12 protein-coding genes are annotated in these 12,270 nt (G+C 71.9%); 4 read left to right on the plus strand and 8 right to left on the minus strand.

Annotated elements, in window-relative coordinates; translation table 11 throughout:
- Positions 1–59: 59 nt before the first annotated feature.
- From JOE55_RS06580 to JOE55_RS06590, 3 genes are all read right to left on the minus strand, one after another.
- Complete coding sequence (locus JOE55_RS06580) at positions 60–743, minus strand: hypothetical protein (protein WP_204782386.1); 684 nt, start codon at positions 741–743, stop codon at positions 60–62.
- Positions 744–870: 127 nt separating this feature from the next.
- Positions 871–1,833, minus strand: coding sequence for a hypothetical protein (locus tag JOE55_RS06585; RefSeq protein WP_204782387.1), 963 nt, complete (start codon positions 1,831–1,833; stop codon positions 871–873).
- 265 nt (positions 1,834–2,098) lie between these two features.
- Positions 2,099–2,995, minus strand: a complete 897-nt coding sequence (locus JOE55_RS06590) for a hypothetical protein (RefSeq protein WP_204782388.1) — start codon at positions 2,993–2,995, stop codon at positions 2,099–2,101.
- Positions 2,996–3,208: 213 nt separating this feature from the next.
- On the opposite strand from JOE55_RS06590, the gene JOE55_RS06595 reads away from it, so the two are divergent.
- Positions 3,209–4,123 carry an HpcH/HpaI aldolase/citrate lyase family protein gene (locus JOE55_RS06595; RefSeq protein WP_204782389.1) on the plus strand — a complete coding sequence of 305 codons (915 nt, stop codon included), beginning with the start codon at positions 3,209–3,211 and terminating at the stop codon, positions 4,121–4,123.
- Between the two features lie 209 nt (positions 4,124–4,332).
- Here the strand turns inward: JOE55_RS06595 and JOE55_RS13310 are convergent, their stop codons facing one another.
- Complete coding sequence (locus JOE55_RS13310; RefSeq protein ID WP_275580797.1) at positions 4,333–5,058, minus strand: transglycosylase family protein; 726 nt, start codon at positions 5,056–5,058, stop codon at positions 4,333–4,335.
- Between the two features lie 267 nt (positions 5,059–5,325).
- Between JOE55_RS13310 and JOE55_RS06605 the strand changes: the two genes are divergently transcribed.
- Entirely contained in the window at positions 5,326–6,045 is a 720-nt protein-coding gene (locus tag JOE55_RS06605) for a response regulator transcription factor (protein WP_204782390.1), read from the plus strand.
- Between the two features lie 102 nt (positions 6,046–6,147).
- Here JOE55_RS06605 and JOE55_RS06610 read toward each other — a convergent pair whose 3' ends face one another.
- Together JOE55_RS06610 and JOE55_RS06615 are read right to left on the minus strand one after the other, a co-directional pair.
- Positions 6,148–7,860, minus strand: a complete 1,713-nt coding sequence (locus JOE55_RS06610; RefSeq protein WP_204782391.1) for a sensor histidine kinase — start codon at positions 7,858–7,860, stop codon at positions 6,148–6,150.
- A complete protein-coding gene (locus JOE55_RS06615; protein ID WP_343884069.1) occupies positions 7,857–8,615 on the minus strand; it encodes a response regulator transcription factor in 759 nt (252 codons plus the stop codon). The genes JOE55_RS06610 and JOE55_RS06615 overlap by 4 nt, the downstream gene beginning before the upstream one ends.
- Before the next feature lie 88 nt (positions 8,616–8,703).
- Between JOE55_RS06615 and JOE55_RS06620 the strand changes: the two genes are divergently transcribed.
- Together JOE55_RS06620 and JOE55_RS06625 are read left to right on the plus strand one after the other, a co-directional pair.
- Positions 8,704–9,525: a VOC family protein gene (locus JOE55_RS06620; RefSeq protein ID WP_204782392.1), complete on the plus strand. Its 822-nt coding sequence runs from the start codon at positions 8,704–8,706 to the stop codon at positions 9,523–9,525.
- A gap of 169 nt (positions 9,526–9,694) precedes the next feature.
- Positions 9,695–10,039 carry a cupin domain-containing protein gene (locus tag JOE55_RS06625; RefSeq protein WP_053448052.1) on the plus strand — a complete coding sequence of 115 codons (345 nt, stop codon included), beginning with the start codon at positions 9,695–9,697 and terminating at the stop codon, positions 10,037–10,039.
- A gap of 12 nt (positions 10,040–10,051) precedes the next feature.
- Here the strand turns inward: JOE55_RS06625 and JOE55_RS06630 are convergent, their stop codons facing one another.
- Positions 10,052–10,960, minus strand: a complete 909-nt coding sequence (locus JOE55_RS06630) for a PaaI family thioesterase (protein ID WP_204782393.1) — start codon at positions 10,958–10,960, stop codon at positions 10,052–10,054.
- Between the two features lie 216 nt (positions 10,961–11,176).
- Positions 11,177–12,160 (minus strand): PDDEXK family nuclease, encoded by a 984-nt coding sequence (locus JOE55_RS06635; protein ID WP_204782394.1) that lies wholly within the window; start codon positions 12,158–12,160, stop codon positions 11,177–11,179.
- Positions 12,161–12,270 lie beyond the last annotated feature (110 nt).

Here is a 12,270-nt window from a genome sequence, read left to right on the forward strand (position 1 = left end):
GACAGGCCGGAAGCGCCCCTGAGCGCGGAGCAGCTCAGGGCGGGTCAGCCCTGCGCGAGTCAGCTCTGCGCGGCTCCGGCGGCAAGGCCGGAGAACCACCGCCAGGTGCTGTCCTTGGCCGCGGCCATGGACCCGGAGACGATCCAGGCGATGTCATCGCTGTCCAGCGGGAACAGGGGGCGGCGCTGGGCCTCCTCGCCGGGCACATCGACGACCTCCGTCTCCTGATCCGCCTCCGCAGGATCCGCGCCCAGCTCCACCCAGGGATCCTCCTGGAGCTCCTCGGGTCGAGCCAGGCTCCACAGCTGGGCGAAGCCCAGGGTCGTGCCGCAGCGCGCGGCGAGCTCCTCCGCCACCGCGGCCGCACGGGGTGCGCCGCGCAGGGTGGTGCCGTCGGGGGCTTCGGCCTCCGCCCCCGACAGCACCTCGGCGTCGCCGTCGGCGGCCTGCAGGAACGCCGTCAGCAGGGCCAGGGACGCATCCAGCAGCGCAGCGTCGCCCTGCGCAGCCGCCTCGGACCCCTCCGCCGCGCCAGAAGCAGGTGCCGCCGACGACGGCAGGTCTCCGTCGAGCTGCTCCCACGCCCAGCGCAGCCAGGACCAGTGCGCCGGCGACGCCGGACGGATCTCCGGCTCCCAGCGCGTGGCCGCCGCTGCCCAGTCGGCGTCGAGGGCGGGGGTGCCGGCGACCTTCGAGTCCTGCGGCTGCTGGGGCGGGATCGGTGCGGCAGGGTGACTGAACATGCCCGCCAGGCTACTGACCCTCGCCCGCAGGACGCGCGACGACGCCGCGCCGCGGCCCCCGTGGTGGGGATCGCGGCGCGGCGTCGTCGTGTGCGCGTCGATCAGGCGACCGGGCGCTTCCTGCGGCTCAGGAATCGGAGCTGGCCGACTCGTACTCCTCCTCGGTCATGGGCGTGAAGCTCCACTTGCCGTCGGCGTCGACAGCGATGATGTACTCGCCCTCCTCGATCTCCAGGCCCCCGGTCACGGCGCCGATCTCGTTGAAGACGTACTGGGTGCCGGTGCCGTCGTCCGTGGGGGACTCGCCGTGGACGATGAAGTTCGACTCGCCGTCGTGCTCCACCCCCATGTAGGCGTCCTCCTCGGAGTTCCAGCGGAAGACGCCGGAGCCGTCGGCCTCGATGGTGTCGCCGTCGCCCGCCTCGGGCAGCGCGTCCATCTCATAGAAGCTCAGGGTGTAGGTGTCGCCCTCCTCGGCCTCCATGTCCCACGAGGAGGTGTTCGAGGCCAGGCCGCCGCTGCTGCCGTACGGGTCCAGCAGGAAGGTTGCGGACTCGTCGGTCTCCACGCCGGAGAGGGTCTGGCCCTTGTCGGCCGAGCCGTAGACGTAGCTGTACTCGTCCTCGGAGGTGTTCTCGAAGACCACCACCAGGGGCTCGTCGTGCTCGGGGATCTCGACGGTGCCCCCGCCCTCGCCCTCGATGACCTCGATGGGCTCGCCGTTCATGGCGCCGGCATCGACCGTGTCGCCTGAGGCCTTGCTGTCCGAGGAGTCCGAGTCCTCGGTGGCCTTGCCGCTGGCCTCGGCGTCGTCGCCGTCCGTGGGGGCGCCCTTGGCGTCGGTGCTCGCGGCGCTGTCATCGGCGTCCTCCGAGGGAGCCTCTCTCGAGTCCTGCCCGGAGTCGCTCGACTCCTCGCTCGGGCGCTCCGTCTCGGCGGACTGCTCGGTCTCGGTCTCGGCGGGCTGCGTGGCCTCGGTCTCCTCGACTGCCGGCTCCTCGGTGGGGACGCAGGCAGAGAGCCCGAAGGCTGCGGTCACCGCCAGCATGCCGACGGTCAGCGGGGTGCGGAGAGTGCGATTCGTGCTCATGACGACCTCCTGAGATCGTGTCATTGGTGGTGCTCGGCTGGGGTGCCTGCCGGTCCTCTTCGTTCCGACACCTCAGAGTTAACCACTGCAAATGTGCATGTGCAAACCCATGTCGTCCGAACAGCTCATTGTGACGAATCTTTACATCCGCAAACACGTGACCCGGTGGTCCACGACGCGCGAGAGCCCCCTTCGCATGCACGCGAAGGGGGCTCTCGCAGCGGTCAGCGGGGCCAGCCGGCTCAGGCGGCCCGCTGGTGAGCAATCACTCCTCGACCGGCTCGTAGTTCTTCTCGTAGTCCTCCTCGGTGATGGGCGAGAAGCTCCACTTGCCGTCGGCGTCGACGGTGATGATGTACTCGCCGTCCTCGACCTCGAGGCCGCCGTCGATCGCACCGATCTCGTTGAAGGCCAGCTGCGAGGTCTCTCCGTTGTCCTCCGGGGACTCGCCGTGGACGATGAAGTTCGACTCGCCGTCGTGCTTGACCGCGTAGTAGCCGTCATCCTCGAGGTTCCAGCGGAAGATGCCGGTGCCCTCGGCCTCGGAGCCCTGGCCGTCCTTGACCTCCGGGATGGAATCCAGCGGGTAGAAGCTCATCTTGAAGGTGTCGCTCGCGTCGCCCTCCATCTTCCACTTCTTGGTGTTGGAGTCGAGGCCGCCGTTGTAGCCGTACGGATCCAGCAGGAAGATCACGGTCTCGCCGGTCTCGGCGCCGTCGAGGCTCTGCCCGGGATCGGCCGTGCCGTAGAGGTAGCTGAACTCGTCCTTGGAGGTGTTCTCGAAGACGACCACCAGGGGCTCGTCGTGCTCGGGGATCTCGACGGTGCCGTCGCCCTCGCCCTCGACGACCTCGATGGGCTCGCCGGAGAGCTTGGAGGCATCGACCAGATCGCCGGCCGGAGCAGCATCCTTGGACTTCGAGGAAGCGTCGCCGGAGGGCTTCTCCGAGGCCTCTTCGGAGGCCTCCTCCGACGGCGTCTCCTCGGCCTGGGTCTCCTCGGCCTGCGTCTCCTCCGAGGACGCGGCCTCGGTCTCCTCGCTCTGGCCCGAGTCGCTGGAGTCGTCCTCGACGGTGGGCACGCAGCCCGACAGGCCGATGACGCCCGTCAGGGCCAGGAGCCCGACGGTCAGGGGGGTGCGGAGATGACGATCCAGGCTCATGCTGTGCTCCTTGGGAAACGGCGACCAGATGGTGCGCGGGCCATGAGGTGACCTCGCGGGCTCAAGACCTCTCCAGGAAATCACGAATGCACACACCGGATGGAATGAGAAGTCAACATGTCGGTACATGACGCTGGATGAAAATTCGGAGAGGGCCCCGGCCCGTCCGACCTGGGACGGGCTCAGACGCGCGGCCCGCTCTACCCTGGAGCCATGATGACGTCCTCCGCCCAGCTGGCGACCGCCCGCACTGCCCTGTTCAGCCCCGCGCTGCGCCCTGATCGCGTGCTGAAGGCCCAGGGCTCAGGAGCCGACTGCGTGGTGGTGGACCTCGAGGACGCCGTGGCCGCCGCGGACAAGGACGCCGCCCGCGAGCACCTGATCGCTCTGCTCACCGGGACCCATGAGGCGGGCGCCCTCGCAGGGCCCGTGGCCGTGCGGATCAACGGACCGCAGACCAAGGCGGGGCGCGCCGATCTGGATGCTCTGCGCCGTGCCGCTCGGGCCCACGAGCACAGCGCGTCGGCCCGTGCCGCCGCGGCCGCCGTGGGCGGTTCCGCTCCGGGCTGCACCGAGGCCCCCGAGCTGCTCGACGCCGTGCTGATCCCCAAGCTGGAGTCGCCCGATCAGGTCCGCGACGTGCGCGACGGCCTGGGCTTCGAGGTCGGGATCGTGGGCACCGTGGAGTCGGCCGCCGGACTGCTGACCCTCGAGGAGATCGTGGCCAAGCCCGGCGTGGTGCGCCTGGCGGTCGGAGCGCTGGATCTGGCCTTCGACCTGGGCTGCGGCGCGGACTCGCGCACCATGGCTGCGGCGATGGCGCGCGTGGTCACCGTCTCGCGAGCCCGCGGCCTGGCCGGCCCGCTGGACTCCCCCACCCCCGAGTTCCGCGATCTGGAGCCGGTGCGTCGGGCGGCTCTGCGCGCCCGGGAGGACGGCTTCACCGGGAAGCTGTGCATCCACCCCGCGCAGGTCGAGGCGGCGGCTGAGGCCTTCGCGCCCACCGAGGAGGAGATCGCCTGGGCCCGCTCGGTGGTCGAGGCCGTCGACGGAGCCAGCGCCGTGGACGGAGCCATGGTCGACGCCCCCGTGATCGCCCGAGCGCGACGCCTCCTGGGCGAGGGCTGATCCCACGCTCTCCCTGCGGATCGTCCGGGTCTGAGCCGGCGCTGCCCGGCAGGAGGGCAGAGGCCGAGCCGGCACTCCCCCCCCCCCCCCCCCCCGGCAGGAGGACCGAGGCCGAGAGGATCCGCGCTCTGGGCGCGGATCAGGGCTGCGGCCCCGCACCGCACGGTGCGGGGCCGCAGCCCTGTCCTTCAGGAAGTGCTCGGGCGAGCTCAGCAGCCTGCCGGAGCGCCCGCCATCGCGGGAGCGGCAAGGCCCTGGCTGCCCTGGCTGCCCTGGACCTGGCCGGCGGGAGCCTGACCGCTGGGGGCGGAAACCTGCTCGGCGCCGTTCGGAGCCGCGGGTGCGCCGCCGAGGAGATCTGCAGGGATGTCCGAGGGAGCCTCCGGAGCATCGGCCGGAGCCGCCTGGACTGCGAGCGCGGTGCCGGACTGAGCCGCGACCGTGCCGGTCGTCTCCGTGGCGGTCTCGGTCGCAGCCGTCTCCGTCGTGGTCTCGGTGCCGGTCGTGGTGTCCTCGGCGGTGGTGTCCTCGTCCGAGGAGTCCGAGGCGTCCGTCGTACCCACGGCCCCGGACCAGCAGGACTCGGAGGCGGCCCACGGGGTGCTGCCCTGTGCCGCGTAGAGCTCGAGCGCCGCAGCATCCTGGACGGACTCGGGGGCCGAGGATGCCGTGGAGTAGCCGGCCGAGGCCGACAGGGACTGCCACGTGGAGTCCAGGAACTGGTAGGCGCCCGAGGCTCCGGAGGAGGCGTTGACGGCGGTGTAGTCGCCGCCGGACTCGCACTGCTTGATGGCCTCGAGGGTGGCGTTGCCGGTGTCGGCGGCGTTGGCCGGCACAGCGGAGAGCCCAGCGGTCAGTGCCAGGGCCGCACCGCCGGCGCCCAGGGCGAAGCGGGACAGGCCGCGGCGTCGGGTGGAGGTCGTCGTGGTGGTCAAGGTCTTCTCTGCTTTCGTCGCTGACAGGAACTTTCCGGCGGCCGGTCTCGGCTGCCGATGACCAGAACCCTGCGCCTCCTCCGTGATCCGAGTCTGTGCGGAGGCTGTAGCGCTCACAGCGGCATGTGGGGCTCGGAACGCACAGCGGGGCCCCGGGCCCGTCCCTGGATCCGCCGCGTGCGCCGGGGACAGGGGCCGAGGCAGGTCTCAGCGCGAGCAGGCATCCGACACAGTCCCAGCACAGGCTCGGCCCGGATATTCGCGGCTATGAGAATCCTGACAGTGGACCTGACCGCCCGATCCCGCCGCACCGACGAGCCCGTGCCGCCCGGATGGGCCGCCGATGACCTCCTGATCGAGGCCGTGCGCCCCTCCGAGCTCGCGTGGGCCTGCGCGGACCTCCAGCCCGAGGCCGTGGTGGTCACGACCGACTCCGCGGGCCGCGCCGACGCCTTCCTGGTGCGCTCCCTGCGGGAGGAGGAGGTGGGCGTGCCCGTGCTGGTGATCGCCGCCGAGGCCGACGGCGAATCGCTGGCCGCCTCCCTGGAGGCAGGAGCCGACGATGTGGTGCCCTCCCCCTCGACCCCGATCGAGATCCGCGCCCGGCTGCGCGCCCTGGCCCGACGCCCCCGCACCTGGATGCCGGACCTGCTCACCAACGGCCCGCTCCAGGTCGACGTGCTGGGCCACCGCGCTGCGGATGACGGCCAGGAGCTCGAGCTCACCGCCCAGCAGTTCCGCCTGCTCACCGTCCTGATGCGCAATCCGGGCCGGGTGATGTCGCGCGATCAGCTGCTGGCCGCCGCCTGGGACCCGGCCCAGGAGGTCAGCTCCAATGTGGTCGAGCAGTCGATCTCCGGGCTGCGCGCGCGCCTGCCGCGCTCCGGGTCGGCGCTGCGCACGGTGCGCGGCATCGGCTACCGGCTGGATCGCCTGGACCACGGCGACCGACGGGACGGCGCCGCAGCAGGCACCCGCGCTGCCTGACAGCGCTGCCGATGCTCCGACAGCTGCTGCCCAGGCAGACCGGGCCAAGCTGTCGGCACTGGGGCCCGGCAGCACTCGCAGCGCGGCAGGCAGCGGGTCCGCTCAGGCCAGCGGCAGCTCGATCTCCACGACGGTGCCGTGCGCATGCCCGGGCGCCGGGGACTTCAGCCGGGCGCTGCCGCCGGCGGACTCCGCGATGGTCCGCACGATCGCCAGCCCGAGCCCCGAGGAGCCCTCGGCACCGGCGGTGCGGGCATCGTCGCCGCGGGCGAAGCGGTCGAAGGCCGTGGGCTGCAGGTGCTCCGGGATGCCGGGGCCGTCGTCGGCCACGGCAAGCACTGCACGGCCGTCGCGGATCCCCAGGCTCGTGGTGACGCGGGTCCCGGCGGGCGTGTGCTTGCGGGCGTTGGAGAGCAGGTTGGCGACGGTCTGCTGCAGCTGAGCGGCCGGGACTCGCACGGGGACGGGCTCGTCCGGGACGTCGAGCTCCCAGGCGTGCTCGGGGCCGGCGGCCTGGGCGTCCATGACGGCCTCGGCGGTGATCTCGCCCAGATCCACGGGGTCTCCGGACGGCTGCTGCTGGGCTCCGGCGTCGGCATCCAGGCGGGCCAGCAGCAGGAGGTCCTCCACGAGCCCGTTCATGCGCTGCGCCTGCGCGAGCAGCCGGTCCAGGATCCGCTGACCGTCCGGGGTGAGTTCCTCGCGCAGCCGCAGCATGTCCGCGTACCCGCGCACCGAGGCCAGCGGGGTGCGCAGCTCGTGGGAGGCATCGGCCACGAAGCGGCGCAGCTGGGCCTCGGAGGCGTCGCGGCGGGTCATGGCATGGTCCACGCTGAGCAGCAGGGTGTTCAGCGCCCGGCCGACCTCCCCGACCTCGGATCCCTCCTGCGCCAGATCGCCGCGCACGAGGTGATCCGCGACCGGTACCCGGGCTTGGGCCAGCGGCAGCTGGGCGACGTCGGAGGCGCTGCGCGAGATGCGCCGCAGCGGCTCCAGCGACCGGCGCACCCACCACAGCCCGGCCGCGGCGATGACGGCCAGCGCCGCCAGCGAGACCAGCACCACCGTGGTCACGATCGTGGCGGTGGTGCGCTCGATCTGCGCCGCGGGAAGACCCGTGACCACGACGCGGTCCTGCGTCTTCACCTGTGCGTCCTGCGGCGATGCCGACGGGGCCGGGGCCTGCGATGCCTGCGCCTGGCCGTCCGGGGCCTTCTCCGCCCCGTCCTGCGCGGAGGATGGGGCCTGCGAGGCGCCCATGCGATAGGCGCCGATGGACAGCTCGAGGGCTCGGACCGGGGCGTCGGAGTCCTGCTGGGGATCGGCGGCCTCGTTCAGGACGCCGGAGTCCTCGATCGCCGCGACGTCCTCGGCCGGCAGCTCCCGGATCTCGCCGTCCTCGCCCAGGTAGCGCGCGCTCGTCGTCCGCCCGTCCTCCTGCACGAGCGCGAGCACCCCGACAGGCTGTCCGGGGGCAGCCAGGGGGTCGCGCTGGCCGTCGTCGGCGGGATCGGCGGCGCTCGTCGGGTCAGCGACATCGGAGGGCTCGGCGGCTCCGGAGGGCTCGGGCGCCTCGGACGGCTCAGCCGGGCTCGACGGCTGCGCGGCGCCCGGACCGCCGCCCTGATCGCCCAGGAAGTTCCACGACCGGCTCATGGCCTGGCGCACGGAGTCGTCGAGCTGTGCGCTGAGCGTGCGCTGGGCGATCAGCGCGGTCGTCGTCCCCATGGCCGCCAGCACCAGGGCGACGAGCACGACCACCCCGATGACGGTGCGCAGCGCCAGACTGTGCCGCCAGCGCAGGCGCGGGCTCATGCGGCCGGGCGGATGACGTACCCGGCTCCGCGCACGGTGTGGATCATGGGCTCGCGGCCGGCGTCGATCTTCTTGCGCAGATAGGAGATGTACAGCTCCACGATGTTCGCCCGGCCCTGGAAGTCGTAGTCCCACACCGCGTCCAGGATCTGGGCCTTGGACAGCACCGCGCGCGGGTTCTCCATGAGGTAGCGCAGCAGCTGGAACTGGGTGTCGGTCAGCTCGATCGGGCCCCCGCCGCGCGAGCACTCCCGCGTCACGACGTTGAGGGACAGATCGCCCAGCACGAGCTCGTCGGAGGAGCTCGAGGCGATGCCCGTGCGCTCCAGCAGCCGGTGCAGGCGCAGCAGCACCTCCTCGATGGAGAAGGGCTTGGTCACGTAGTCGTCGCCGCCGGCGGCCAGCCCCGCGATGCGGTCCTCGACCGCGTCCTTGGCCGTGAGGAACAGCGCCGGGACGGCCGGCTGCGTGCGACGGATGCGCTCGAGGACCTCGGGGCCGTCGTACTCCGGGAGCATCCAGTCAAGGACCAGGACGTCCGGGGTCCATTCGCGGGCGATCTCGACCGCCTCGCGGCCGCGATGGGCCAGGCGGGTGTCCCAGCCGAGCATGCGGCAGCCCATGGCGACCAGATCGGCCAGCGCCGGCTCGTCGTCGACGACCAGCACGCGCACCGGCGAGCCGTTCGGATGGCTCAGCGGCGGGAGGTTCAGGGACGACAGGCTCACGGTTCTCCTTCCGACGTCCGCGTCCATCCTGGCAGACCCTTCCGCCGTCACAGGCCCGGACCTACACTCCGTGCGGACGCCCGGGAACGGCCCGGGCCCTGCCAGAGGAGCGCACGTGCCCGAGCAGAAGCTGAATCCCGTCCAGGGCGGACCGATCTGGATCGACCTGTCCACCCACGATCTCGACGGCGCCCAGAGGTTCTACTCCGAGCTGCTCGGCTGGTCCTTCCAGGACGGCGGCGAGGAGTTCGGGCACTACCACACGATCACTCACGAGGGACGGGCGATCGGCGGCGCCATGTCCTCGCTGATGGGTCCCGACGGACCCACCGAGGAGCCGAACGGCCCCACCACGTGGACCGTCTACCTGCGCACGTCGGACATCGCCACCTCGGTCTCCCGCGCGGAGTCCGCCGGGGCGCAGGTGCTCTTCCCGCCCATGGACGTGTCCGATCTGGGCTCCATGACCGTGCTCTCCGATCCGGCCGGGGCCGCCGTGGGCCTGTGGCAGCCGGGAACGTTCGACGGCATCCAGGCCGCCGCCGCGCCCGGGCTGCCCTGCTGGTTCGAGTGCATGTCCACCGACTACGACGCCTCCGAGGCCTTCTACCGCGACGTACTGGACTGGGATATCGCGCGCATGGGCGAAGACGAGGCGGAGCAGTCCGAGGACGCACCCTCCGGCGTGCGCTACGCGACCCACGGCGCAGGCGAGGCCGCTGCCGCCGGTCTGTGCGAGGCCGCGAGCTTCCTGCCGGAGGGCACCCCGTCGTTCTGGCGCGTGTACTTCGGCGCGGAGGACGTGGACGCCGCGCTGTTGACCGCGACCCGCCTGGGCGGCACCGTCCTGGACGGACCCATGGACTCGCCCTTCGGCCGCCTGGCCACCGTGGCGGATCCGCAGGGCGCGAGCTTCCAGATCATCCAGGCGGTCTGAGGTCCCCGCGGTCCTCGTCGCGGCCGCTGGAGCGCGACGAGGACGCCGTGGTTCCGGGGCGCGCTGCACTTCCGCTCGTTGACCGGGATCAAGGCGCCTGGCGCGTCCAGCGGGCATCCTGAAGGCATCGGCTCACCGGAGCCGCATCCTGTCGAGACGGAGGACCGCCATGGAGCCGCTGCACCGCATCGCCGACGACCTGCTGGAGACCGCGCGGGGCGAGGAGAACGGACGAGCCGCTCGCCTGCTGGTCCACGACGGCCCGCTGCGGCAGACCCTCGTGGCCCTGCGAGCCGGCGCGGAGCTCGCCGAGCACAACTCGCCGCCCGCGGCCTCCATGCAGGTGCTGCGCGGCCGGGTCCACGTCACGGCCCAGGAGCACGACGAGCTCTCCGAGGGCGAGATCGCAGCCCTGACGCACCACCGCCACGGGGTCCTCGCCCAGGAGGACTCGGTATTCCTGCTCACCACGGTCACCGGCGTTGCCGGAATGGACAGCCACTGCGACCAATGAGGTCGTTCTTGCTCAGCCGCGGGCCCAGACGATCTCGCTCGAGCCCAGCAGCCGATCCTGCGGATCGCGGACCTGCGACTGCGTGATCGCGATCCGGCGGCCGTCCTTGAGCACCTCGACCCCCACGCTCAGGGGTGGGCCGTCAACCGGCACCGGGCGGTGATAGGTCGTCCCGATCGAGACGGCCCTGCGTGCGCCGTCCGCTGATCCGGGCCGGCTCAGCGCCTGGGCCGCCTCGCCACGGCCCTCGTGCGCGGCCTTGGCCGCAAGCATCCGTCCTGCCGCCAGCTCGTGCAGGCGCATCTGGATCCCGCCGTGCATGATCCCGGCGCTGTTGGCCGTGTCGGCGGAGGGGATCACGCTGAAGCGGCCGTCGTCGTTCCCGACAGGCTCCAGCGGCAGCAGCCGCGCCCAGTCCTGGGGCTCGGCGACCTCTCCCCACTGCTGTGTGGACTCCGGGCTGGAGCCCGCGTAGCCGCCCTGGCCATCGACCGCCATGAAGCGTCCCAGCGCCTCGGCGACCGCGCGCCCGTCCTCGCCCACCAGCACGCCGCGGGCCACGATGCCGGTCGGCCCCGCACTGAGCAGCTGGCCCGCACCGCGCAGCGTCTCCCCCGAGCGCGGCGCGCTGAGCTGCTCGACCCGCAGCGACAGCGTGAGCATGGACTCGCCCTTCCCCAGCCCCTCCCGGATGCCCTGGGCCACGGAGATGTCCGCGGCGACTCCCAGATGGCTCGCCACGGGATCCTGGGGCATGCGCGCCAGCACGGCGAGGTGCTCGCCGTGGATCGTCGTCACGCGCGTCCCGCCCGTGAGATCGCCGGGCTGACGGGGGCTGCGGACGACGGTGGCGTCATCGGCGAGGAAGTCGCGGCCGATCGCCTGGAGCGCGGGCGAGGGAAGCATCTGCCGGAAGGGCATGGAGAACTCCTGAGGTCGGGGCCGCTCTCACCTTAGGTCGTTCGCCGTCGCCGAGGTCAGAGAGGCTCTCCTCAGTCGACTCCCGTTGAAGCCGCACATGCACCACCGCTCAGCGCTGATGGCCTGCGGTGGTGCGGCCTCGTCCCACGCGTCAGTTCAAGCCGCACCAATGACTCCAATCGACTCTGATCAGGTGCGCAAATGCGGCTTCGAAGCTCAGCGACCCGCTCTCGCAGCCCGTACCAGTCGGACCGCTTCCGGAGCTGTCCCAGGCACTTCCTGGCGCATGTCCTTCCAGCTCAGGCGGATCTCGCGCCAGCCGGCGGCGACGGTCGCCCGCTCGCGTTCGATATCTCGGACTCGCTGATCGATGCCGTCGTGGTGGGGGCCCTCGATCTGCAAGGCAAGACGATTCCCCACGTCCGCCAGATCGGGCCAGACTGGTCGATGCCCGGGCGCCGTCAGCTCGATGTCGGTGACCCACCCCCGGAGACCGAAGGCCTCCAGCAGCAGGCGCATTCGCGTCTCCAGTGCCGAGTCCACGGCGGAGAGCGCACGCTCGAGTCCCTGCCGCACCCGCGCGACGCCGCGCACACGCGACATCCGCCGCAGATCGGTCGCCATCGCCTCCAGCGGACGAAGGCACCCCAGGCCGGCTCGAGGGCCCGTCGAGTGCTCATCGATGATGCCCTCCAGCAGAACGAGCAGGTCGTCGTCGGTGAGCAGCGGTCGGCCCCGGCCGCGGGTCATCCCGGCCAGATCGACGGCGGTCCGCGTGGGCCCGGTGACCAGCATTTCCGCGCGCATCACGACATCCTCAGGGACCAGGAGTGCTCGGTGCCCGACGACGCCGATCCGTCTCGGGGCTTTCCGGCCAGCCGTCTGGGTGAGGTGGACCGCTGTGGAGCCGCGAAGGCGCTTCGAGAGTCGCAGACCGAGCACCTGCGCCGCGGTGACATGACTGATCACAGCTCCTGGAGTCACCACCTGAGCCGGCAGCGCCAGCGACGGGGCGTGCCCCGGCGGAGTCTCCGGTGCCCGATGCTCCGTACAGGACCAGAGGCTGCGCCCTTCGCTGCCATACGCCCTGCCGGAGAGCTGTCCTCGCGTCAGGCCAGCGGCGCGTGCGTCGTCGAGGGTGAATGTGCGCGCCTGCAGAGACGCCGGCGGATGATGCGGTGGTGTGGGCATGGACCCCATCTCACTCCGACCGACGGTCGGCTCCAGCTCTCTGCCCCTCCGAAGAGGATGTTGCGACGGGCGCACCCTGGAAATGTGTCGCTGTGGAGCCGCGAAGGATGGGCGGCCTG

It is taken from the genome of Kocuria palustris, assembly GCF_016907795.1.
In the GTDB taxonomy this organism is placed as follows: domain Bacteria; phylum Actinomycetota; class Actinomycetes; order Actinomycetales; family Micrococcaceae; genus Kocuria; species Kocuria palustris.